The sequence below is a fragment of the Mycolicibacillus trivialis genome (assembly GCF_002102395.1).
Taxonomy (GTDB): Bacteria; Actinomycetota; Actinomycetes; order Mycobacteriales; family Mycobacteriaceae; genus Mycobacterium; species Mycobacterium triviale.
On the sequence record NZ_LQPZ01000044.1, the window covers coordinates 87342 to 109272 of the forward strand.

Below are 21931 nucleotides of genomic sequence, written 5' to 3' on the forward strand. Positions count from 1 at the left end.
CCCAGCCGCGACTGCCGATACCATCGGCGAGGTGAGTGAGAGCGGCGTCGACCTGGCGGCCTACCTGGACCGTATCGGCTACGACGGGGCCACCGAACCCACCGCCGACACCCTGGCCGCGCTGGTGATCGGACACACCTCGCACATCCCGTTCGAAAACCTCGATCCGCTGTGCGGTGTCCCGGTGATCGACCTCGGCCCGGCCGCGCTGTCCGCGAAGCTGGTCACCGACCGCCGCGGCGGCTACTGCTACGAACACAACACCTTGCTGCGATATGTGTTGGAGCAGTTGGGATTCGGCGTCGATGCGCTGGGTGCCCGGGTGGTGTGGGGAAACCCGGAGGGACTGGACGGCCCCCCGCACGCCGAGACCCATCAGGCGCTGGCGGTGCGGCTGCCCGGCGACGACGCCGGTGACGATCCGCTGCTGGTCGACGTCGGGTTCGGCGGGCAGACCCTGACCTCGCCGATCCGGTTGCGTCCCGACGTGGTCCAGCAGACCCGCCACGAGGACTACCGGATCCGCGAGCACGGCCGCGCCCACCTGCTGGAGACCCGGTTGCCGAACGGGTGGACGCCGCTGTACACCTTCACCACCGAGCCGCGCCCGCTGATCGACCTGCAGGTGGGCAGCTGGTACGTCTCGACGTATCCGGAGTCGAAGTTCGTCACCGGGCTCAGCGCCGCGATCACCACCGCCGACGCCCGCTGGAACCTGCGCGGTAGGCACCTGGTCATGCACCACCGCGACGGCCGCACCGAGCGGACCCGGCTGGACTCCGCCGAGCAGGTGCTCGAGGTGCTCGCCGAGCGGTTCGGTTTGCCGGTGTCGGGGATCGCCGGGTTGGCGGCGCGGGTCGCGGAGATGCTGGACAGCTGAGGGGTCAGGCGAACCACTCGTCGAGAGCGACGGCCAGGCCGCCGGCGCCGTGGTCGCCCGCCCAAGCGACGTAGCCGTCGGGCCGGATCAGCACGGCGCCGGGGGCCGGCACCTCGCCGAGCACGGGTAGGCGCCAGGCCGAGGGCGGGTGCGCGTCGACCACCGAGACGCGCTGCGCCCAGCGGGACAGGTCCTGAGCCAGATGCCGACCGAAGGTCACGACCACGCCGCGGGCGTTGTGCAGCAGCGTGAACAGTCGGGTGGGGCCGTCGGCGGTGTCCAGGGCGAGGTCGGGCATGCGCAGGCCGAGCATCGGATGCCCGGCGCCGAAGTCGTAGTGGATGTCCAACCCGCACATCATCGCTGCGATCCGCTCGTGAGGTTCACGCATGGACAGCAGCTCAGCCATGGTGTCGCGGAGCGCGGCGGTGCGTTCCCCGACGCCGTTGAGTGCGGTCTGCGCCATCGTGTTGTGCAACACCCGAGCGGCCACCGGATGACGTTCGGCGTGGTAGGTGTCCAAGAGGGTAGCGCTCGATGTTCGGTTGACGACCTGACCGAGCTTCCAGCCGAGGTTCACCGCATCTTGGATTCCGGTGTTGAGGCCCTGCCCGCCGATCGGGAAGTGCACGTGGGCGGCGTCCCCTGCGAGAAGAACACGACGATCGCGGTAACACGCTGCCTGCCTGGTCGTGTCGTTGAAGCGGGAAACCCATGCGGCATCACGTAGTCCGTAATCGGTTCCGCGGCAGTCGATGAGGGCTGCACGCAGGTCGGCCACGGTCGGTTCGGCAGTGTTCGTGACGTGGGCCTCGGTCGCCATCACCCGGGCGGTGTCTTCACCGGGGAACCGGAAGAACGCGTGAAAGCGTCCCTCGCGGTGCATACCCCAGGGCGGCTCGGTGGTCAGTTCGGCGTCGGCCACCAAGCAGCTGGTCGAGGCGGCCCATCCGGGGAAGGCGATACCGGATGCTTTGCGGATCAGGCTCCGGCCGCCGTCACAGCCGACGAGGTAAGCGCCCCGCCAGCGGGTGCCGTCCACCGACGTGACGGTGACGCCGGTGGTGTCCTGGTTGAAATCAGAGACCTCGCAGCCGTAATGGATCGCGCCACCGTTTTCGGTGACCCATTGGGCCAAGATCTTTTCGATCCGATACTGCAGCAGGGTCAGGCTGTAGTTGTGTCGGGTGGGTAGGTCGGACGCGTCGAAGAAGAGCCCCGAGTAGTGGCCGTTTTGGCCGATTTCGCCTTGGGACAGGAAACGATCGGCGATGCCGCGTTGGTCGAGTACCTCAAGAGTTCGGGAGTTCATTCCGGCAGCGCGCGAACCCACCAGAGCGCGATCAACCCGTCGCTCCAACACGGCCACGTCGACCCCGGCCAAGGCGAGTTCACCGGCCAGCATCAGCCCGGTCGGGCCGCCGCCGACGATGAGCACCGGATGTTCGGGCATCTCGCCTCCTTTTGGTAAACAATGTTCACCAAAAGGACGGTAAAGGTGATGCGACGGTGGTGTCAACACGGGTGTCTCTACGCTGGTCGGCGATGGTCAAACGTGGCTTGACTCGGGAAACCCTGGTCGCACTCGCCCACCGGTGCGTCGCCGACAACGGTCTTGATGCGCTCACCATGCGCCGCCTAGCCGGTGCCGCCGGCGTCACACCCGGAGCGCTCTACAAACATTTTCGGGATCGCGACGACCTGCAGCGCGCGATGGCCGACGCGATCTACGCGACGATCGACCTCGCCGACTTCGACGGCGCACGACCGTCGGTTGAGAACGTCAAAGACTGCTGCCGACGAATGCGCCGGGCGATGCTGACGTTTCGCGATGGTGGACGCATCATCGCCGGCTCCTATGCTCCTCTGGCTGCAACACTAGCCTTGTCGACGACGCTGTACACGCTCCTGGAATCGGTCACAGTTCCAGGGCGAAGCGCTGGTCAACTCGCGGTGCTACTACGTTCCTACACAATAGGATTCGTCATCGATGAGCAGGCCTATCTGGAGCTGAGCGCGAATGGCGAGTGGGACGGTCTAGTGGCGCAGATCGCCGAGGCAGGGCAACGCCGGCCAACCGATAACGAGGATCTCATCGCCATCCTGACTGGGGACCGCGACCAACGATTCGACTCCGGCCTCGACATGATTCTCACCGGGCTGGTACGGCCACCTCGGCAATCGGGCTGACGACCGTCGGCGGGGCAGTGGTAGCAGCCCAGTTCGTCGGCGCGGGCACGTCAACGAGGGAGCCCGGGTACGCCCGTTGGCGGCGCGGCGAGCGGTGAGCGGCGGCCCGGCGCTCAGCGCCGGGCGGTCACGTGCGCCAGCGCCCCGGAGCGCTGCAGCGACTCGACGGAAAGTCCGGCGTCGGTGAACCATCCCCGAAGCTCCGCGGTGGTGCCGCCGGGACCGAACACCCCGGATCGGCGTAGCGCCTCGATCGCCAGGTCGTGGCGCCACCCCGCGCCGCGCACCACGGACAGGGCGACCAGCCGGCCGCCCGGCTTGAGGCAGCGGGCGAGTTCGGCGATCGCGGTCGCCGGGTCCGGTAGGCAGTGCAGACCGTTGAAGGACACCACCACGTCGAACTCGCCGTCGCCGAACGGCAGCGCGGCGATGTCGGCGGTCGCGAGTTCGACGTCGGTGCGGCCGAGTTCGGCCGCACGCCGACGGGTGCGGGTCAGCATGTCCGGCGAGATGTCGGCCGCCACATAGCGCAGCCGCTGCGTGGAACGCAGACCGCGCAGCGCCACCCCGCTGCCGCAGGGGATGTCGAGCACCGCGGTGTCGTCGGGCAAATCGCCGAGGGCGGAGATGGCGTCATAGAACACGGTGACGTCGGTGCCCCAGACCAGCCGGCCGAACGGCCGGGCGATCCAGGCGTTCTCCACACCGAAGCTGTAGGCGGCCACGTTGGCCCGGTCGAACAGGGTTTGTTGCCCCCACCGGGTGCGCTGGGAACTCATACGGTCACTCTACGGCCGATCGGAGTGCGGCCGCTCAGAGCGCGGCCGGCAGCATCAACCGGCAGGCGCCCGGCTCGGCGAAGGCGACCAGGTCGGCGTCGGCCGGTGCGCCCAACTCCTCCAGCATCCCCACCGCGATGCCCTGATGGACCCGGCAGACGATCTCGGGGTGGCGGCGCGCCGCGCTGAGCAGCGGGCAGCGGCGCAATGCCACACCACGCGAGTCACCGGCCGATTCGTCGGGGCCGAATCCCAGGCGGGCCAACGCATCCAGCACGACGCGCCGGGGTTCGGCGCCGTCGCGTGCCTCGACCAGGGTGCGGCCCCAGTCCGCCCCGGCGGACTCGGCGTCTTGTTCCGGTTGCTGGCTGACCCGGGCCAACTGGCCGGCGAGCACGGTGGCCAGGGCGGCGAACGCCTCGCTTTGAACGGCGGGGTCGGCGGTCGTGGGCCGATACCGGGCCGCCGGGCGCCCCCGTCCGCCGGTCGGCGTCGTGGTGCGCTCCACCAGTTCCAGGTCGACCAGCGCATCGAGGTGCTCGCGGATGGTGTTGGCGTGCAAACCCAATTCGGTGGCGATCTCGGCCACCCGCACCGGCGCTCGGGTGCGGACCTGCTCCAGCACCGCCCACCGCTGCGCGGACAGCGGGGTCTGTGTCACCGGGGCCGGCGTCGGGGCCGGCCCCAACAACCCGGGGTTTTCCACGGAAATAACTGTAGTAAATTCGGGAGTGTTCGGCCACACTGGGTGAGCCGCACCCACCGAGCTAGATCCCCACAGCGAGAGGAGGCCGACATCATGTCTGCCAACGAGGTGATTGTCGCGTCCACGGCGGCCGACGCCGAAGCGGTCGAGGCGGTGAAGAACCACCACGCGGAGACCGTCGGACGGATGGCGATGCTCACCGACACGATCCTGTCCGCCGTCGAGCGCGGCGGCGACGTCGAGGGCGCCCGCACCGCCCTGCTCGGCTTCGCCACCAACGAACTACTGCCGCAGCTGGCGGCCGCCGAGGAGCGGCTGTACCCGGCCGCGGCGCGCACCGACCGGGTCCGGCCGCTGCTCGAGTCGCTGATCGCCCGTAAGCGCGGGATCGGCATCCTGGTCGAGCGGGTCCGCACCGAGCGCTCGCCGGCGCGGGCCGCCGCCGACGCCCACGCGTTGCGGGTGCTGCTCGAGACGCAACTGGGCGACGAGGCCGAGCGCGTGCTGCCGGCCCTGGCCGCCGACCGCGAGGTCTCGGTCGCCGACCTCACCGCCGGAATGACCGAGCTGGTCGGCCACGGCGGCGACGACCACGGCGGGCACAACTGCACCTGCGCGGAGAACGAGTCGGAGGTCCCGGTGCTCGACGTGCGGCAGATCCCGCACGCCATCCGGCACGCCACCGTCTTCGGCGCCTTCGACGCGGTCCCGCCGGGCGCGGCGATGGAGCTCATCGCCCACCACGACCCGATCCCGCTGCTGCACCAGCTGGAGCAGCGATCCGGTGGCGGGCTGGTGGTCAGCTACATCGAGCGCGGGCCGGAGGTGTGGCGGCTGATGCTGGGCCGCCGCTGACCCGAGACGGCTGAAACGGCCCCCGCGAACCGGTGGTTCGCGGGGGCCGTTTCGATGATTCAGCCGGTCACCCGGTGCGGGTCAGCTCCGGGTCAGGCGCTGCCGCATCCCGCGGCGCTGGGCAACCCGACGCTTGCGCCGGGACGGTCCCGGGCGGCGGGGGGTGCATTCGGCGGCCCGGTTGGTGAACCGGTGACCTGCGACGTTGAGCTCAATCGTCCACATCGTCGCGCCTCCTATCCGGGCCGTCGCCGACCCAACTAGCACGCCTAATCATAGAGTTCTCTTAAGTTCGGGGCCACTCGGCGCGCTGTGTGTTGCCTCACCGACGCGCCGGCCGCCCACACGTCTCGACGGCGGGTCGGTCCGGCTCGGCTTTCCCCGCAACGCCCGGGCCGGGGCCCTCCGAAACGGCTACGCTCGGCATCAGTCGAACCCGAAAGGTGTCGTCATGGGCCACTACAAGAGCAACGTGCGCGATCTGGAGTTCAACCTCTTCGAACTGTTCACCCTGGAGAAGGTGCTGGGCTCCGGTGAGTTCGAGGAGTTGGACGCCGACACCGTCCGCGAGATGCTCGCCGAGGCGGCCCGGCTCGCCGAAGGACCCACCGCGGAGTCCTACGCCGACGCCGACCACAACCCGCCCACCTTCGACCCCGACGAGCACACCGTCCACCTGCCCGAGTCGTTCAAGGAATCGCTGCGGGCCTGGCAGGCCGGCGAGTGGTTCCGCATCGGGCTGTCGGAGAACGTCGGCGGCGTGCCCGCGCCGGCCATGGTCGGCTGGGCGATCAGCGAGTTCGCGCTCGGCGCCAACCCGGCCGTCTTCATGTACCTGGCCGGTCCGCTGTTCGCCGACATCCTCTACTCACTGGGCAACGAGCAGCAGAAGCACTGGGCCACCCTGGCGATCGAACGCAACTGGGGCGCCACCATGGTGCTCACCGAACCCGACGCCGGCTCCGACGTCGGTGCCGGGCGCACCAAGGCCGTCGAGCAACCCGACGGCACCTGGCACATCGACGGGGTCAAAAGGTTCATCACCAACGGCGACACCGACGACCTGTTCGAGAACATCATGCACCTGGTGCTGGCCCGGCCCGAGGGTGCCGGACCGGGCACCAAGGGCCTGAGCCTGTTCCTGGTCCCCAAGTTCCTGCCCGACCCCGAGACCGGCGAACCCGGCGAACGCAACGGGGTGTTCGTCACCGGCCTGGAGCACAAGATGGGGCTGAAGGCCTCGGCCACCTGTGAACTGACCTTCGGGCAACACGGGGTACCCGCCACCGGCTGGCTGGTCGGCGACACCCACAGCGGCATCGCCCAGATGTTCCAGGTGATCGAGTACGCGCGGATGATGGTGGGCACCAAAGCGATCTCGGCGCTGTCGACCGGGTACCTCAACGCGCTGGAGTACGCCAAGACCCGGGTGCAGGGCGCCGACCTGACCCAGATGACCGACAAGACCTCGCCGCGGGTGACGATCATCCACCACCCTGACGTGCGCCGGGCGCTGATGATGCAGAAGGCCTACGCGGAGGGCCTGCGGGCGCTGTATCTGTTCACCGCCGCCTACCACGACCCGCAGGTCGCCGAGATCGTCTCCGGCGCGGACGCCGAGCTGGCGGCGCGCGTCAATGACCTGCTGCTGCCGATCGTCAAAGGTGTCGGCTCCGAACGCGCCTACCAGTATCTGACCGAGTCGCTGCAGACGTTCGGCGGCTCCGGCTATCTGCAGGACTACCCGATCGAGCAGTACATCCGCGACGCCAAGATCGACTCGCTCTACGAGGGCACCACCGCGATTCAGGCCCAGGACTTCTTCTTCCGCAAGATCGCGCGCGACCGGGGGGTCGCGCTGACCCACGTTGTCGAGCAGATCCGCGGGTTCCTCGACGCCGAGGGGGCCCGGCCCGAGCTGGCCGAGGCCCGCACCCGGCTGGCGACCGCCGTCGACGACGTGCAGGCGATGACCGCCTCGCTCACCGGTTACCTGATGGGCGCTCAGGAGGACTCCCGCCAGCTCTACCGGCTGGCACTGAAGTCGGTGCCGTTCCTGCTGGCCTGCGGCGACCTGCTGATCGGCTGGCTGCTGCTGTGGCAGGCCGAGGTGGCGCTGGAGGCCGCGAACGCGGGCGGGGCCGATGACGCCGACCGCGACTTCTACGCAGGCAAGGTCGCGGTGGCCAACTTCTTCGCCAAGAACGTGCTGCCCCGGCTGACCGACGAGCGCGCGACCGCCGAGAACGTCGATCTGGCCGTGATGGACCTGGCCGAGGAGGCTTTCTAACCGCCGGCCCGCCGAGTCGGGCTACTGCTGCTGGCCCTTCAGGCTGCCCACGTCCAGGGTGCCGCCCGCGCCCGAGCCGGCGTCCTCACCCTCGGCGGCGGCTTCGGCGTTCTCTCCGTTCTCGACGATGTCGCCGTCGCGGAACAGGATCCCCTGGGCGATCGCCCGCCACTGCGGTGTCTTGCGCAGCAGGAACTCCAGGTCCATGCAGAAGTGCTTGTACTCCTCGCCCAGCGCGTTGGCCATGATCGCCCGCGACTCGGCGTCCGGCTCGATCGACATGCGCTGGCTGTACCAGCTGATCGCCTCGGCCTCCTCGGTGAGGTTGGCGCACATCCGGGCGAAGGTGCGGGTCTCCGCGGAGAGTTCGGCTGCCGGTTCGTGGTACTGGTCGAAGCCCATGGCTCCAGTGAACCACGGATCGGCGCGGTGCCGGGGCGGGCTCAGCCCTCCATCGTGTAGCCCATCGGCATCAGCACACTCTTGTGTTGAGTGAAGTGCTCCACGCCCTCCGGGCCGTTCTCCCGGCCGATACCGGAGTTCTTGAACCCGCCGAACGGCGAACCCGGGTCGAAGGCGTACCAGTTGATGCCGTAGGTGCCGGTGCGCACCCGCTGGGAGATTTCGATGCCACGGGGCACGTCGGTGGTCCAGACGCTGCCGGCCAGGCCGTAGTCGGAGTCGTTGGCGATCGCCACCGCGTCGTCGACGCTGTCGTAGGGGATGACGCAGAGCACCGGCCCGAAGATCTCCTCCTGGGCGATGGTCATCTTGTTGTCCACGTCGGCGAAGACCGTCGGCTGCACGAAGTGCCCGCCGTCGAGGCCCTCCGGGCGCCCGCCGCCGCAGACCAGCCTGGCACCCTCTTCGATGCCCTTGGCGATGTAGCCCTCCACCCGGGCGCGCTGCTTCTCGTTGATCAGCGGCCCGATCTGGGCGGCCGGATTGTCGGGCAGCCCGACCGGCAACGCCTCGACGACGCCCTTGACCGCGTCGACGACCTCGTCGTAGCGGGTCCGGGGCGCCAGGATCCGGGTCTGGTTCACGCAGCCCTGGCCGGCGTTCATCACCCCGGAGAACACCATCATCGGCACCGCGGTGGCCAGGTCCACATCCTCGAGGACGATCGCCGCGGACTTGCCGCCCAACTCCAGCGTGCACGGCTTGAGCAGGTCGGCGGCGCGCTTGCCGATCTCCTTGCCCACCGCGGAACTGCCGGTGAAGCTGAAGCAGTCCACGTCGGGGTTGGCGGTCAGTGCCTGCCCGGTCTCCACACCGCCGGGCACCACCGACAGCACCCCGTCGGGCAGGCCGGCGTCGGCGAACACCTCCGCCAGGGCGTTGGCGGTCAGCGGGGTCTCCGCGGCGGGCTTGAGCACCACCGTGCAGCCGGCCAACAGCGCCGGGCCCAGCTTGTTCACGGCCAGGAACAGTGGCACGTTCCACGCCACGATCGCGGCGACCACGCCGAGCGGTTCGCGGGTCACCAACGTCTGCCCGTAGGAGCCGTTGCGGGTCTCGCGCCAGGTGACGTCGTCGGCAGCCCCGGCGAAGTAGGTCAGCGCCCCCAGCGAGCCCAGCCAGTGCATCGTCTCGATGATCGCCGGCGGCTGCCCGGTCTCGTCGGCCAGCAGTGTGGTGAACAGTTCCTTGCGCTCTTCCATCAGCGTGACCGCCTTGGCGATCACCGCGGCCCGCTCGGCGGGCGGGGTGGCCGGCCAGCGGCCGTTGTCGAAGGCGGCGCGGGCGGTGGCCACCGCGGTGTCGACGTCGGCCTTGGCCGCCAGCGGCACCTTGCCGACGTAGGCGCCGGTGGCCGGGGAGTGCACCTCGATCACCTCATCGGTGGACGGTTCGACCCAGGTTCCGCCGATGAAAAGCTTGTCGTACTCGGTGGGCGTGCTCTCGGGCATGGGGTGCTGCTCCTTGGTCGGTGTGGGTCGCCACCGGGCTCGCTCTCGGCGGCGTAGATCACACCCTAACTCAGCCCGCGGCAGGATTAGAACCTGTTTCAGTCACGGGGTTGCAGCACCAGCACCAGGTTGCTCACCGCGAACTCCCGCAGCACCGGAACCCGGGTCAGCCACCACGCCCATCGCGGGTGGTAGCGGGGGAAAGCGGCCACCAGCGCCCCGCTGTGGCGGGCCCAGTCCAGCCCGGCGGCCGCCGACACCGCGAACAGTGACGAGCCGTAGTTGTTCTTCGGCGGATGGCCGTGTTTGCGGGTGTAGCGGGCCGCCGCCCGCGCCCCACCCAGATAGTGGGTCAGGCCCATCTCATGCCCGCCGAACGGCCCCAGCCACACCGTGTAGGACAGCACCACCAGCCCGCCGGGGCGGGTGACCCGCAGCATCTCGGCGCCGAGCCGCCACGGGTGCGGCACATGCTCGGCGACATTGGAGGACAGGCAGATGTCCACGCTGTCGTCGGCGAACGGCAACGCCATGCCCGACGCCCGGACGAACGTCGCCGCCGACGGGCCCGCCGGCCCCCCGGCGTGCATCTCCGCCGGGTCCGGTTCCACCCCGATGTAGCGCAGGCCGGCGTCGGCGAACGCGGCGGCGAAATAGCCGGGCCCGCCGCCCACGTCGAGCACGGTGCGCCCGTCCGGCGGGCCGCCGTGCAGCCCGCGCCACAGGTCCGCGACCATGACGGCGGTGTCGGCGGCCAGCGGCCCGTAGAAGCGGTCCGGGGCGGTCTGCTCGTAGCGGAACGCGCCGAGCAGCCGCAGTGAGCGGCGCAGCGTGGCACGACCCGCGAAGCGGGCGGTCGACGAGGAACCGGCCATCGCAGGCCAGCCTAGAACGACCATTAGGCTGGACGGCGATGCCCACCGCCGTTGAGCCGCCGGGAGCCGAGCCGCCGCGCTCGACCCCCGGCCGAGTCGGCTCGGTGCTGCTGCTGTGCTGGCGCGACACCGGCCACCCGCAGGGCGGGGGCAGCGAGACCTATCTGCAGCGGATCGGCGCGGAGCTGGCGGCCGCCGGCATGACCGTCACCCTGCGCACGGCCCGCTACCCCGGGGTGGCGCGCCGCGACGTGGTCGACGGGGTCCGCATCGAACGGGCCGGCGGGCGCTACACGGTCTACCTGCGTGCGCTGGCGGCGATGGCCGGCGCCCGGCTGCGGATCGGCCCGCTGCGCGGGGTGCGCCCGGACGTGGTGGTCGACACCCAGAACGGGGTGCCGTTTCTGGCGCGGTTGCTCTACGGCCGCCGGGTGGTGGTGCTGGTGCACCACTGCCACCGCGCTCAGTGGCCGATGGCCGGGAAGCTGATGGGACGGGTCGGCTGGTACGTCGAATCGCGGCTCTCCCCGCGGGTACACCGGCGCAACCAGTACCTGACCGTCTCCCTGCCCTCGGTGCGCGACCTGGTGGAACTCGGGGTGCACCCGGACCGGATCGCGGTGGTGCGCAACGGTCTTGACCGCGCCCCGCCGAAATCGCTGACCGCCGACCGCTCCTCGCGGCCGCGCGTGGTGGTGCTGTCCCGGCTGGTGCCGCACAAGCAGATCGAGGACGCGCTGGACACCGTGGCGGCGCTGCGCCCACAGGTGCCCGACGTGCACCTGGACGTGATCGGCGACGGCTGGTGGCGCCACCGGCTGGTCGAACACGCCGACCGGCTGGGCATCCGCGACGCCGTCACCTTCCACGGTCACGTCGACGAGGACACCAAACATGCTCTGCTGCAACGGTCCTGGGTGCAGTTACTGCCCTCCCGCAAGGAAGGCTGGGGGCTGGCGGTGATCGAGGCCGCCCAGCACGCGGTGCCGACCATCGGCTACCGCTCCTCCGGCGGGCTGTGCGACTCGATCGTCGACGGGGTCACCGGGGTGCTGGTCGACGACCGCGACCAACTCGTGACGGAGCTGCGGCAACTGCTGGACGACCCGGTGCTGCGCGACCAACTCGGCGGCAAGGCCCAGGCGCGCAGCGCGGAGTTCTCCTGGCGCCAGAGCGCCGAATCGATGCGCACCGTGCTGGAAGCCGTCGCCGCGGGCCGGCCGATCAGCGGCGTGGTGTAGCGACTACACCCGCAGCGTCAACTCGTAACCGATCGGCACCACCACCAGATAGCCCAGCACCGCCAGCGGAATCCCGATCAGCGGCGTCCAGCGCCGCCACGCGGCCAGCGCCGCGCCCGCCGTCGCGCCGGCCAGACCGCCGCCGACGGCCAGCCACGGCAGCAACACCAGCAGGTTCTGCCCGCGCGCCGACAGTTGGCAGACCCACTCGGTGTCGTCGCCGTGACAGGGATCGGTGGCCATCGCCAGCGGCAACATCAGCACCAGCGCCACCGCGCTGCCCGCCAGCGTCAACACTGCGATCACCGCCACCAGCCACACCCAGTGCCGTTGTCTGCGTCGCGCGGCGGGGTCGGGGGGCGCGTCGCTCATCGGGTCAGTCAACCACGCCGGACCGGTCCGGGCGTCGGGGCCGGCCCAGCACCGCGGCACCCACCAGCAGCGCCAGCCACAGGCCGTGCGCGGCGAGCACCACCGCCCGCCGCGGCGCCGACGCGCCCTCGGCGTGGCCTCCGACCCGGTAGAGCGTCAGTCCGCCCTCCCGCACCGCCACCGGAAGCCGGTCCAATGTCTGTGCCGCAGCGCCGAATTCGCCTGTGCTGTCGGCCTCGACGACCACCCAGCCCACCCCGGCGTCGACCAGGTCCGCCGGGGGAGCCCCGCGCAGCAACATCGCCTGTACCGACCGGGCGTGGTCTCCTTCGCCGCGCACCGTGGTCCCGGAGACGCTCAGGTCACCCGAGGAGAGCACCTCGGCGCGTACCCAGCGCGGCAGCGGATCGAGCACCGGGCCGGCCCAGTCGAACCGGCGCATCGGCCCGGCGGGCAGCACGGCCACCGGCCGCGGATCGGCATTGATCGCCGCGGCCACCGTCGCCCAGCCGGCCGGATAGGACACCGACGTCACCCGTCCGCCCACCCCCCACGCCAGGTCCGGCAGCACCGCGATCAGCGCCGCACAGCACAGCGCCGCCGCGACCGCGGGCCGCAACCAGCGGCGTAGCGCGACCACCGCGCCCGCGGCGGCCAGGGTGTAGCCGGGCATCGCCAGCGCCACCCACTTCTGCCCCTCCCGCAGCACCCCCAGCCCGGGCACCGCGTCGACCGCGGCGTGCAGCACCGCAAGCCCCGCGCCGGTGGCCGCCAACGCGGGCACCACGACGGCGACCCCGGCCAGCGCCAACAGCGGCACCGCAGCCGGCCGCCGCGCCGTGACCGGCAACCCGGCACCGACGACCGCCAGCAGCACGCCGGTCGCCACCAGCGCGAACAGCCCGGTGCGGGACCCGGGCACCGCCTCGGCGTTCCAGATCCCGGCCAGACCGGCCAGACTGCCCAGGGTTCCCAGCCCCGGCTCGGCCCGCGCGGCGAACGCGCTCACACCGGTGCCACCGGTCATCGGCGGCCCCAGTGCCGCGGCCACCAGCCACGGCGCCGCCGCCACCAGCGCCGCCCCGGTGGTCAGCGCCGCGCAGCGCCGCCGCGACAGTCCCGGCCCGGCGGCCGCCGCGGCGGCCAGCGCGACCGTCGCCGCCAGCAGCAGCCCGGTCGGGGTCAGCCCGGCCGCGGCCAGCCAGAACACCGGTGCCGCGACGTCACGCCACCGGGTGCGAGGCCGGCCGCGCAGCCGCAGCACCGCCGCGGCCAGCCACGGCAGACAGCCGTACCCGACCAGCAGACTCCACTGCCCCTGCAGCAACCGCTCGGCCACGAACGGGTTCCACACCGCCACCGTGGTGCCCACCGCCACCCCGGGCAGACCCGACTGCGGCAGCACCACCCGCACCAGGCGCCCGGCGCCCAGCCCGCCCAGCAGCACCCCGCCGATCAGCAGCGCCCGGACCACCAGCCCGCCGTCCAGGAGGCGGGAGGCCAGCGCCACCGCGACGTCCTGGGGAACCGCGCGCGGGGCGGACCCGGCCAGCCCCAGCGCCGCATCGGACAGATACGCCCGCGGGGTCGACACCGCGTCGCGCAGCAGCAGATACCCGGGCCGCAGCAGCGGCGCGGTCACCAGCAGGGTCAACGCCAGGGCATAGACCGGCCCGGCCCAGCGGCGCGCCCGGGTCACCCGGCGGCTAGCCGCGCGGCGGCGGTTCCGCTGAGCCCGGTGCGGCCGGCGGGTCCGGCGGGCGGGTGGGCAGCTTCTCGGTGGCCGCTTCGGCCGCCGGCATCGGTTCCTCGGCCTTGGCGCGCCGGTTCAGCAGGCTGTCGAACAGGCCCTCGAAGAAACCCTGCTCGGTGGTGTCCAGGCCCGGGTCGACCAGCGCGGCCTCGCTGCGCACCGCGAAGGTGGCCAGCAACACCCCGCCGACCAGCGCGATCAGCCCCGACGCGGCCAGCGTGATCGGCAGGATCCGTGACCACAGCGCCAGCCAGTCGCGCTGATCGCGGGCGATACCGACCTGCTCCTCGATGGTCTGCTCGGTGGAGGTGACGGTGTAGTCGGCCAGCGTCGCCTCCGGCTTCAGCGGGTCGCGGGCGTAGTAGTGCTGGGCGCGCTCCTTGGCCTTGACGATCGTGCCCGACACCGGATCCACCCACAGCGTGCGCTGCGCCGCGTAGTAGCGGGTCATGGTGATCTCCTCGTCGGGCTCGCCCTCGACGCCCCACTGCGCAGCGGTCGTGGTGACCTCGCCGTCCTCGTTGTCGCTGTAGAGCGACGGGTACTTGATCGGCTTGACCAACTTGCCCTCGGAGTTGTAGCCGACGTTCTGGGTGAACCGGAATGCGGTGAGCCCGTTGACGTCGTCCTCACCCTCGTAGTTGGCGTCGAACGCCTCCTGCGCGATCGGGTCGAAGTACGGGTAGCTCTTCTTCTCGGTGTGGAACGGGAAACGGTAGGCCAGCCCCTCATGGGCCAGCGGCAGCGGCTTGGGCGGGTTGTCGTCCTCGATGCTGCGCGGCTGCTGCACCGTGCCGCCGGGGTGGTTGTCGTCGGAGACGGCCTCGGCGGTCTCCCGGTTCACGGTGACCGTGTCGACCATCGCCAACAGCAGCCCGCTGTCTTTCTGCTTGTCGGTGCGGCGCACCGTGGAACCGACCTGCAGGGTGACCACATCGGCGTTCGCCGGGGACTCCACGCTGATCTGCTTCTGCGACACCAGCGGCACGTCTTCGTCGATGACGAAGTGCTCGCCGGCCAGCGACGCGGGGTCCAGCGCGGTGCCGCGGCCCTCGCTGACCAGGGTGGTGTCGATGTCGAGCGGGATCTTGGTGATCTGGCTGACCGTGTAGGTCGGCAGCAGCAGGGCGGCGATCAGCAGCGCGGCACCGAGCCCCAGCGCGCCGTACACCGTGATCCGCAACATGACTGCTCTGCTCACGTTGCCGTGCCCTCCTTCTGATCCGAGGCCTCCCGGGTCTCCGCGACCCCAGAGCGTCCGACCTGTGGGTACCCCCCGCGCAGGGAGAGCAGCCAGGCAAACTCTCCCGACCCTAACAGCAGAATTTAAGCGCCTCCTAACGGTCCCCGGGGCCGTTTCCGGGCGGTGAATCCGGCCGTCGCCGACCCCGCGCCCGCGCACACCGGCAGACTGTCAGCCATGACCGTTGACGCGCAGGTGGGCGGCACCCGCAGTTTCCTGCCGGCCGTGGAGGGCATGCGGGCCTGCGCCGCCATGGGTGTCGTGATCACCCACGTGGCGTTCCAGACCGGGCACTCCAGCGGCATCAGCGGGCGGCTGTGGGGCCGATTCGACCTGGCGGTGGCGCTGTTCTTCGCGCTGTCGGGATTCCTGCTGTGGCGCGGGCACGCCGCCGCGGCGCGCGGGCTGCGGCACCGGCCGGCCACCGGCCACTATCTGCGGTCCCGCATCGTGCGGATCATGCCCGCCTACCTGGTCGCGGTGGTGGTGATCCTGGCCCTGCTGCCCGACGCGGTCGGCGCCAGCCGCACCGTCTGGCTGGCCAACCTGACCCTCACCCAGGTGTACGTGCCGCTGACCCTGACCCCCGGGCTCACCCAGATGTGGAGCCTGTCGGTGGAGGTCACCTTCTATCTGGTGTTGCCGTTGCTGGCGCTGGCGGCCCGGCAGTTGCCGGTGCGCGCCCGCATCCCGGCGATCCTGGCCATGTCGGTGGCCAGCCTGGGCTGGGGCTACCTGCCGATCCACGCCGCGGAGGGACTCAACCCGCTGAACTGGCCGCCGGCCTACGGCAGCTGGTTCGGGGCGGGCATGCTGCTTGCCGAACTCACCGTCAGCCCGCCCGGCTGGGTGCACCGGCTGGCGCGGCGCCGGATCGTGATGGCGGTCATCGTGGTGATCACCTACCTGCTGTCGGCGTCGCCGATCGCCGGCCCGGAGGGCATGACCCCGGCGACCGTCGGGCAATTCGTGGTGCGCACCGGGCTGGGCGCGATCCTGGCCGGGGCGCTGCTGGCACCGCTGGTGCTCGACCGGCCCGACACCAGCCACCGGATCCTGGCCAGCCCACTGATGGTCACGCTCGGCCGCTGGTCCTACGGACTGTTCATCTGGCACCTGGCCGCGCTGACCATGGCCTTCCCGATGATCGGCAAGTTCGCCTTCGCCGGGGACATGCCGGTGGTGCTGGCCCTGACCCTGCTGTTCGGCTTCGCGATGGCCGCGGTGAGTTTCGCGCTGGTGGAGGAGCCGTGCCGGCTGGCGCTGCGACGCTGGGAGTACCGGCGCACGCACCGGGTGGCCCCGCTGGCCAGCGCCATCAGCGACGAGCCGGCCATCGAGTTCCCCGCCGACCCGGTCGTCGGCGCCACACCGTCGCAACCGACCCCCGTCCACACCGCATCGACACCAGGGAGCCGCAGATGACCACCTCCAACCGCGCCGTGATCGTCGCCGGGGCGCGCACGCCGTTCCGGCGGGCCTTCACCGACTTCACCAAGCTCGACACGATCGCGTTGGGCGCGGCCGCGGTCACCGGCCTGCTGCAGCGGGTGGGGCTGGCCAAAGGCGAGGTCGAGGCGATGGTGTGGGGCGGGGTCATCCTGCCTTCCGGCGCCCCCAACGTGGCGCGGGAGATCGCGCTGGACCTCGCCTTCGACCCCGGCTGCGAGGGCTACACCGTCACCCGGGCCTGCGCGTCCGGACTGCAGGCGATCACCTCGGCGGCCGCCGCCATCGAACGCGGCGAATACGACGTGATGATCGCCGGCGGCAGCGACTCCACCTCCAACGCCGAGATCAAAATGCCGCAGAAGGTGGTGCACGCGGCCGCACCGGTCGCCTTGGGCAAACCCGGCTGGCGGGACTACCTGCAGGTGATCGCCGAGTTGGCGCCGTTCACCGACATCCTGCCCCGCCAGCCCAAGATCGCCGAGCGCACCACCGGCGAGGTGATGGGCGAATCGGCGGAGAAGATGGCCCGCATCCACGGCGTCACCCGCGCCGAGCAGGACGAATTCGCCGCCCGCTCCCACCACCGCGCCGCCGCCGCGATCGCCGCGGGCCGCTTCGACGACGAAGTCGTCCCGGTCACCACCGACAAGGGGGTGACGGTCGGCGTCGACGGCCAGGTGCGCGGCGACACCAGCGTGGCCAAACTGGCTCGCCTCAAACCGGTTTTCGCCGCCGACGGCACCGTCACCGCGGGCAACGCCAGCCCGCTGACCGACGGCGCGTCGGCGGTGCTGCTGATGAGCGAGGCCAAGGCCCGCGCGCTGGGGCTTTTGCCGCTGGCGGCGTTCCGGTCGTGGAGTTATGTCAGCGTCGACCCCAACGACCAGGTGTTGATCGGGCCGGCGATCTCGATGCCGAGGGCGCTGGCCAAGGCCGGGATGAAACTGGCCGACGCCGACCGGGTCGACATCCACGAGGCGTTCGCCGCGCAGACCCTCTCGGTGCTGCGGGCGTTGGCGAGCCGGCAGTGGGCCCGCGAGCGCCTCGACCGCGACGAGGCGGTCGGCAGCGTCGACCCGGACCGGCTCAACGTGCACGGCGGCTCGGTGGCGTTGGGCCACCCGTTCGGTGCGACCGGGGCCCGGATGGTCACCACGATGGTCAACGAATTGGCCCGCACCGACGCCGAGACCGCGCTGCTGGGGATCTGCGCCGCCGGTGGGATCGGCGCGTCGGCGGTGCTGGAACGGGTCTGAGCGGTCCCGGGCCGGTCGACGTCACGCGCGGCCTGCTGCCCGGCGGCCGATTAATGTGTACGCTGTACACACCGATGGGAGGCGGCTTGAGGCCATGGCGGCAACACGCGGGGACAACCGCTATCACCACGGCAACCTGGCGGCGGCACTGGTGGAGGCCGGCCTGGCCGCCACCCGCACCGCCGGCCCGGCCGGGCTGGGCATCCGGGAGGTCACCCGCCGGGTCGGGGTGACCCCCAACGCCGCCTACCGGCACTTCGCCGACCGGCAGGCGTTGGTGGCGGCGGTCGCCGACGCCATCCGGGACCGGATGGCCGACCGGATGGCCGACGACGGGCCGGCGCCCGGGTCGCCGGCCGCCGCGGCGGTGGCCCGGTTGCGGGCGGTCGGCCTGGGCTATATCGGGTTCGCCCTCGATGAGCCCGGCTGGTTCAGCGTGGCGTTCTTCGGCGAACCCGACGGCGCCGATGCGGGCCCCCCTGTTCGGGTAGCGCCGCCCTACCTGCGGCTGATGGAGGCCCTCGACGCGTTGGTGGCCGCGGGCGCGCTCGCACCGGAGCGCCGCGACGGCGCCGAATGGCCGTGTTTCGCCGCCGTGCACGGCTTCGCCGAACTGGCGTTGCACGGCCCGTTGCGCACCGCGCCCCGCGCCGACCTCGACCGGTTGGCGGCCCGCACCGTCGACGCGGTCGTCGCCGGTATCACCGGTGCCATGGAGCCGGGCGCGGCAGACTGGGCGCCATCGGCGTCGCAGCGAAAGGCAGGGTCACGATCATGAGCAACACCGAGACCGACCCGGACGAACTGCACGGACGGGCCGGGCCCTGCCCGCGCGACGAGGCCGGCCACCCGCTGGTCGAGGTGCTCACCTCGCGTGCGGTGCCGCTGGGCGGGCCGCGGGCGATGACGGTCCGGCGCACCCTGCCGCAACGGCAACGCTCCCTGATCGGCGCCTGGTGCTTCGTCGACCACTACGGTCCGGACGACGTCGCCGCCACCGGCGGCATGGACGTCCCACCGCACCCGCACACCGGCCTGCAGACCGTCAGCTGGCTGTTCGAGGGTGAGATCGAGCACCGCGACAGCGGCGGCGTGCACGCCCACGTCCGGCCCGGCGAACTGAACCTGATGACCGGCGGTCACGGCATCTGCCACTCGGAGGTCTCCACCGCGGCCACCACCACCCTGCACGGCGCGCAGCTGTGGGTGGCGCTGCCCGACGGCTCCCGCGACGCCGACCGGGACTTCCAGCACTACGCCCCGCCGGCCGCCGAACTCGACGGCGGCACCGCCAAGGTGTTCCTCGGCGACCTCGGCGGCCGGCGCTCCCCGGTGGCCACCTTCACCCCGTTGCTGGGCGCCGAACTCACCGTCGCGCCCGGCGCCCGACTCCGGGTACCGGTCGACGCGACCTTCGAGCACGGCGTGCTGGTCGACACCGCAGCCCTACACCTGGGCGACACGCCGCTGGACCGAGGCGACCTGGGCTACGTCGGGGCCGGCGCGACGACGCTGACCCTGGCCAACCCGACCGCGGACCCGTCGCGGGCGCTGCTGCTCGGCGGTGCGCCGTTCGGCGAGCCGATCGTGATGTGGTGGAACTTCGTCGGCCGCAGCCACCAGGAGATCCTCGGCTACCGCCGGGACTGGGCCGCCGAGGCCGACCGGTTCGGCCGGGTGGCCGGCTATCCCGGCGCGCGGCTGCCCGCACCGCCGCTGCCGAACGCCCGGCTCCGGCCGCGCGGCAATCCCTCTGCACCATGACCGGTGTCACAGTAGGGTGGCGGGTGGAGGTGCGCACATGTCTACTACCCGCAACCATTACGGTTCGCTGACCGGCCTGAACTGGGCGAGCATGCCGTTGAAACTGTTCGCCGGCGGCAACGCGAAGTTCTGGGATCCCACCGACATCGACTTCTCCCGGGACCGAGCGGACTGGGAGAGCCTCACCGACGCCGAACGCGACATCGCCACCCGGCTGTGCGCGCAGTTCATCGCCGGGGAGGAAGCCGTCACCACCGACATCCAGCCGTTCATGGCCGCGATGCGGGCCGAAGGCCGGCTGGGCGACGAGATGTATCTGACCCAGTTCGCCTTCGAGGAGGCCAAACACGTCCAGGTGTTCCGGCTCTGGCTGGACGCCGTCGGCATCGACGATGACCTGAACGGCTACCTCGATGACCTGCCCGCCTACCGGCGGATGTTCAACGAGGAGCTGCCCGAGGCGCTCAACGCGCTGAGCACCGACCCGTCACCGGCCGCGCAGATCCGAGCGTCGGTGACCTACAACCACATCGTGGAGGGCACGCTGGCGCTCACCGGCTACCACGCCTGGCAGCGGATCTGCACCGAGCGGGACATCCTGCCGGGCATGCAGGAGCTGGTCCGCCGGATCGGCGACGACGAGCGCCGCCACATGGCCTGGGGCACGTTCACCTGCCGGCGGCACGTTGCCGCCGACGACGCGAACTGGGCGGTGTTCGAGACGCGGATGAACGAGCTGATCCCGCTGGCTCTGCAGGTCACCGAGGGCGTCTTCGACATCTACGGCGACGACATCCCGTTCGGCATGACCGTCGAGGAGTTCACCAACTACGCCAGCGACAAGGGCATGCGCCGGTTCGGCACCATCTCCAGTGCCCGCGGTCGGCCGCTGGAGGAGATCGACCTGGACTACTCGCCGCTGCAACTGGAGGACACCTTCGCCGACGAGGACCGCAAGGTGCTGGCCGCGCTGGGCTGACCGGACGCTCAGCCCACCCACACGGTTTTGGTGTTGCAGAACGCCAGGATGCCGTTGCCGGCCAGTTCCCGGCCGTACCCGGAGCGCTTGATGCCGCCGAACGGCAACTCCGGGTAGGACACCGTCATCCCGTTGATGAACACCTGGCCGGCCTCGATCCCGTCGATGAACTGCTGTTGCTCGTCCTCGTCGGCGGTCCAGGCGTTGGAGCCCAACCCGAACGGGGTGGCGTTGGCGACCTGCAGGGCCTCCTCGATGCCGTCCACCCGGTAGAGCCCGGCCACCGGCCCGAACACCTCCTCGGTGTACAGCGCCATCTCCGGGGTGATGCCGGTGACCACGGTGGGCGGGTAGTACCACCCGGCACCGTCGGGCCGGGTACCGCCGCAGGCGATCGTGGCGCCGGCGGACACCGCATCCTCGACCTGCTGGGCCACCTCGTCGCGGCCGGACTCGGTGGCCAGCGGGCCCACATCGGTGTCCGGGTCGGTGGGATCCCCGACCGTGAGCGCCTCCATGCCGGCGACGAACTTCGCGGCGAACTCGTCATAGACGTCGGTGTGCACGATGAACCGCTTCGCCGCGATGCAGGACTGGCCGTTGTTCTGCACCCGCGCGGTGACCGCGGTGCGGGCGGCGGCGTCCAGGTCGGCCGACGGCATCACGATGAACGGGTCGCTGCCGCCGAGTTCGAGCACGGTCGGCTTGATCTCGTCACCGGCGACGGCCGCGACGGCCCGCCCGGCGGGCTCGCTGCCGGTCAGCGTCGCGGCCGCGACCCGCGGGTCCCGCAGCACGCCTTCCACTTTGCCCGACCCGATCAGCAGGGTCTGGAAGCAGCCGTCGGGGAAGCCGCCGCGGCTGAGCACATCGGCCAGATACAGCGCGGTCTGCGGCACGTTGGAGGCGTGCTTGAGCAGGCCGACGTTGCCCGCCATCAGTGCGGGCGCGGCGAACCGCACCGCCTGCCACAACGGGAAGTTCCACGGCATCACCGCGAGCACCACTCCCAGCGGCAGGTGGCGGGTGAAGGCGCGGGCCGCACCGACCGCCTCGGCGTCGGCGGGCACGTCGGCCAACAGCGCCTCGGCGTTGTCGGCGTAGAACCGGAATCCCTTCGCCGACTTGAGCGCCTCGGCCTTCGCCGAAGCCAGGGTCTTGCCCATCTCCAGGGTCATCATCGCCGCCACCTCGTCGGCCTCGGCCTCGAGCAGATCGGCGGTCGCGTGCATCCACTCCGCGCGCTGGGCGAACCCGGTGTGGCGGTAGTCGCCGAACCGGGCGTAAGCCCGCGTCACCGCCGCCTCGATCTCCTCGTCGGTCGCCGGGGTGAAGGTCTTGACGACCTCGCCGGTGGCGGGGTTGGTGGTGGCGATGGACACG

General features: G+C 71.3%; 20 protein-coding genes. 10 read left to right on the forward strand and 10 right to left on the reverse strand.

Annotated elements, in window-relative coordinates; all coding sequences use genetic code 11:
• Positions 1-22: 22 nt before the first annotated feature.
• Positions 23-880 (forward strand): arylamine N-acetyltransferase family protein, encoded by an 858-nt coding sequence (locus tag AWC30_RS15600; protein WP_085111223.1) that lies wholly within the window; start codon positions 23-25, stop codon positions 878-880.
• A 4-nt stretch (positions 881-884) separates the two neighbouring features.
• Here AWC30_RS15600 and AWC30_RS15605 read toward each other — a convergent pair whose 3' ends face one another.
• Positions 885-2333: an FAD-dependent monooxygenase gene (locus AWC30_RS15605; protein WP_085111145.1), complete on the reverse strand. Its 1449-nt coding sequence runs from the start codon at positions 2331-2333 to the stop codon at positions 885-887.
• A 92-nt stretch (positions 2334-2425) separates the two neighbouring features.
• Here AWC30_RS15605 and AWC30_RS15610 point away from each other — a divergent pair, with 92 nt between their 5' ends.
• On the forward strand, positions 2426-3070 hold the full coding sequence (locus AWC30_RS15610; RefSeq protein ID WP_085111146.1) for a TetR/AcrR family transcriptional regulator: 645 nt from the start codon (positions 2426-2428) through the stop codon (positions 3068-3070).
• A gap of 113 nt (positions 3071-3183) precedes the next feature.
• On the opposite strand, the gene AWC30_RS15615 is transcribed toward AWC30_RS15610, so the two are convergent.
• Complete coding sequence (locus tag AWC30_RS15615) at positions 3184-3849, reverse strand: class I SAM-dependent methyltransferase (protein ID WP_085111147.1); 666 nt, start codon at positions 3847-3849, stop codon at positions 3184-3186.
• Positions 3850-3883: 34 nt separating this feature from the next.
• Entirely contained in the window at positions 3884-4510 is a 627-nt protein-coding gene (locus AWC30_RS15620) for a helix-turn-helix transcriptional regulator (RefSeq protein ID WP_234808123.1), read from the reverse strand.
• A 138-nt stretch (positions 4511-4648) separates the two neighbouring features.
• Here AWC30_RS15620 and AWC30_RS15625 point away from each other — a divergent pair, with 138 nt between their 5' ends.
• Together AWC30_RS15625 and AWC30_RS15630 are read left to right on the forward strand one after the other, a co-directional pair.
• Positions 4649-5410, forward strand: coding sequence for a DUF2249 domain-containing protein (locus AWC30_RS15625; protein WP_085111149.1), 762 nt, complete (start codon positions 4649-4651; stop codon positions 5408-5410).
• Between the two features lie 451 nt (positions 5411-5861).
• Complete coding sequence (locus AWC30_RS15630; protein ID WP_085111150.1) at positions 5862-7700, forward strand: acyl-CoA dehydrogenase; 1839 nt, start codon at positions 5862-5864, stop codon at positions 7698-7700.
• Between the two features lie 21 nt (positions 7701-7721).
• On the opposite strand, the gene AWC30_RS15635 is transcribed toward AWC30_RS15630, so the two are convergent.
• The 3 genes from AWC30_RS15635 to AWC30_RS15645 all read right to left on the reverse strand — a co-directional run bounded on the left by AWC30_RS15635 (position 7722) and on the right by AWC30_RS15645 (position 10488).
• Entirely contained in the window at positions 7722-8102 is a 381-nt protein-coding gene (locus AWC30_RS15635; RefSeq protein WP_207568460.1) for a ferritin family protein, read from the reverse strand.
• A gap of 41 nt (positions 8103-8143) precedes the next feature.
• A complete protein-coding gene (locus AWC30_RS15640; protein WP_085111151.1) occupies positions 8144-9613 on the reverse strand; it encodes an aldehyde dehydrogenase in 1470 nt (489 codons plus the stop codon).
• Between the two features lie 98 nt (positions 9614-9711).
• Complete coding sequence (locus tag AWC30_RS15645) at positions 9712-10488, reverse strand: class I SAM-dependent methyltransferase (RefSeq protein WP_085111152.1); 777 nt, start codon at positions 10486-10488, stop codon at positions 9712-9714.
• 104 nt (positions 10489-10592) lie between these two features.
• Between AWC30_RS15645 and AWC30_RS15650 the strand changes: the two genes are divergently transcribed.
• Complete coding sequence (locus tag AWC30_RS15650; protein ID WP_372507272.1) at positions 10593-11729, forward strand: glycosyltransferase family 4 protein; 1137 nt, start codon at positions 10593-10595, stop codon at positions 11727-11729.
• A 3-nt stretch (positions 11730-11732) separates the two neighbouring features.
• On the opposite strand, the gene AWC30_RS15655 is transcribed toward AWC30_RS15650, so the two are convergent.
• The 3 genes from AWC30_RS15655 to pgfA are packed head-to-tail and all read right to left on the reverse strand — an operon-like array spanning position 11733 to position 15055.
• The gene (locus AWC30_RS15655; RefSeq protein WP_133053708.1) at positions 11733-12101 is read right to left on the reverse strand and encodes a hypothetical protein; all 369 of its coding nucleotides are present in this window, start codon (positions 12099-12101) and stop codon (positions 11733-11735) included.
• Between the two features lie 4 nt (positions 12102-12105).
• On the reverse strand, positions 12106-13800 hold the full coding sequence (locus AWC30_RS15660) for an MmpA family trehalose lipid delivery protein (protein WP_085111155.1): 1695 nt from the start codon (positions 13798-13800) through the stop codon (positions 12106-12108).
• A 7-nt stretch (positions 13801-13807) separates the two neighbouring features.
• Entirely contained in the window at positions 13808-15055 is a 1248-nt protein-coding gene (gene pgfA / locus AWC30_RS15665; RefSeq protein WP_165756494.1) for a cell envelope lipid trafficking protein PgfA, read from the reverse strand.
• 219 nt (positions 15056-15274) lie between these two features.
• On the opposite strand from pgfA, the gene AWC30_RS15670 reads away from it, so the two are divergent.
• The 5 genes from AWC30_RS15670 to AWC30_RS15690 all read left to right on the forward strand — a co-directional run bounded on the left by AWC30_RS15670 (position 15275) and on the right by AWC30_RS15690 (position 20548).
• Positions 15275-16522, forward strand: a complete 1248-nt coding sequence (locus AWC30_RS15670) for an acyltransferase family protein (RefSeq protein WP_085111224.1) — start codon at positions 15275-15277, stop codon at positions 16520-16522.
• Complete coding sequence (locus AWC30_RS15675) at positions 16519-17805, forward strand: acetyl-CoA C-acyltransferase (RefSeq protein ID WP_085111157.1); 1287 nt, start codon at positions 16519-16521, stop codon at positions 17803-17805. Before AWC30_RS15670 ends, AWC30_RS15675 begins: the two co-directional genes overlap by 4 nt.
• 94 nt (positions 17806-17899) lie before the next feature.
• A complete protein-coding gene (locus tag AWC30_RS15680) occupies positions 17900-18583 on the forward strand; it encodes a TetR/AcrR family transcriptional regulator (RefSeq protein ID WP_085111158.1) in 684 nt (227 codons plus the stop codon).
• Positions 18580-19569 (forward strand): pirin family protein, encoded by a 990-nt coding sequence (locus tag AWC30_RS15685; RefSeq protein WP_085111159.1) that lies wholly within the window; start codon positions 18580-18582, stop codon positions 19567-19569. Before AWC30_RS15680 ends, AWC30_RS15685 begins: the two co-directional genes overlap by 4 nt.
• 37 nt (positions 19570-19606) lie before the next feature.
• Positions 19607-20548: a R2-like ligand-binding oxidase gene (locus AWC30_RS15690; RefSeq protein WP_085111160.1), complete on the forward strand. Its 942-nt coding sequence runs from the start codon at positions 19607-19609 to the stop codon at positions 20546-20548.
• Between the two features lie 8 nt (positions 20549-20556).
• Here AWC30_RS15690 and AWC30_RS15695 read toward each other — a convergent pair whose 3' ends face one another.
• The gene (locus AWC30_RS15695; protein ID WP_085111161.1) at positions 20557-21930 is read right to left on the reverse strand and encodes an NADP-dependent succinic semialdehyde dehydrogenase; all 1374 of its coding nucleotides are present in this window, start codon (positions 21928-21930) and stop codon (positions 20557-20559) included.
• Between the last annotated feature and the right edge of the window lies 1 nt (position 21931).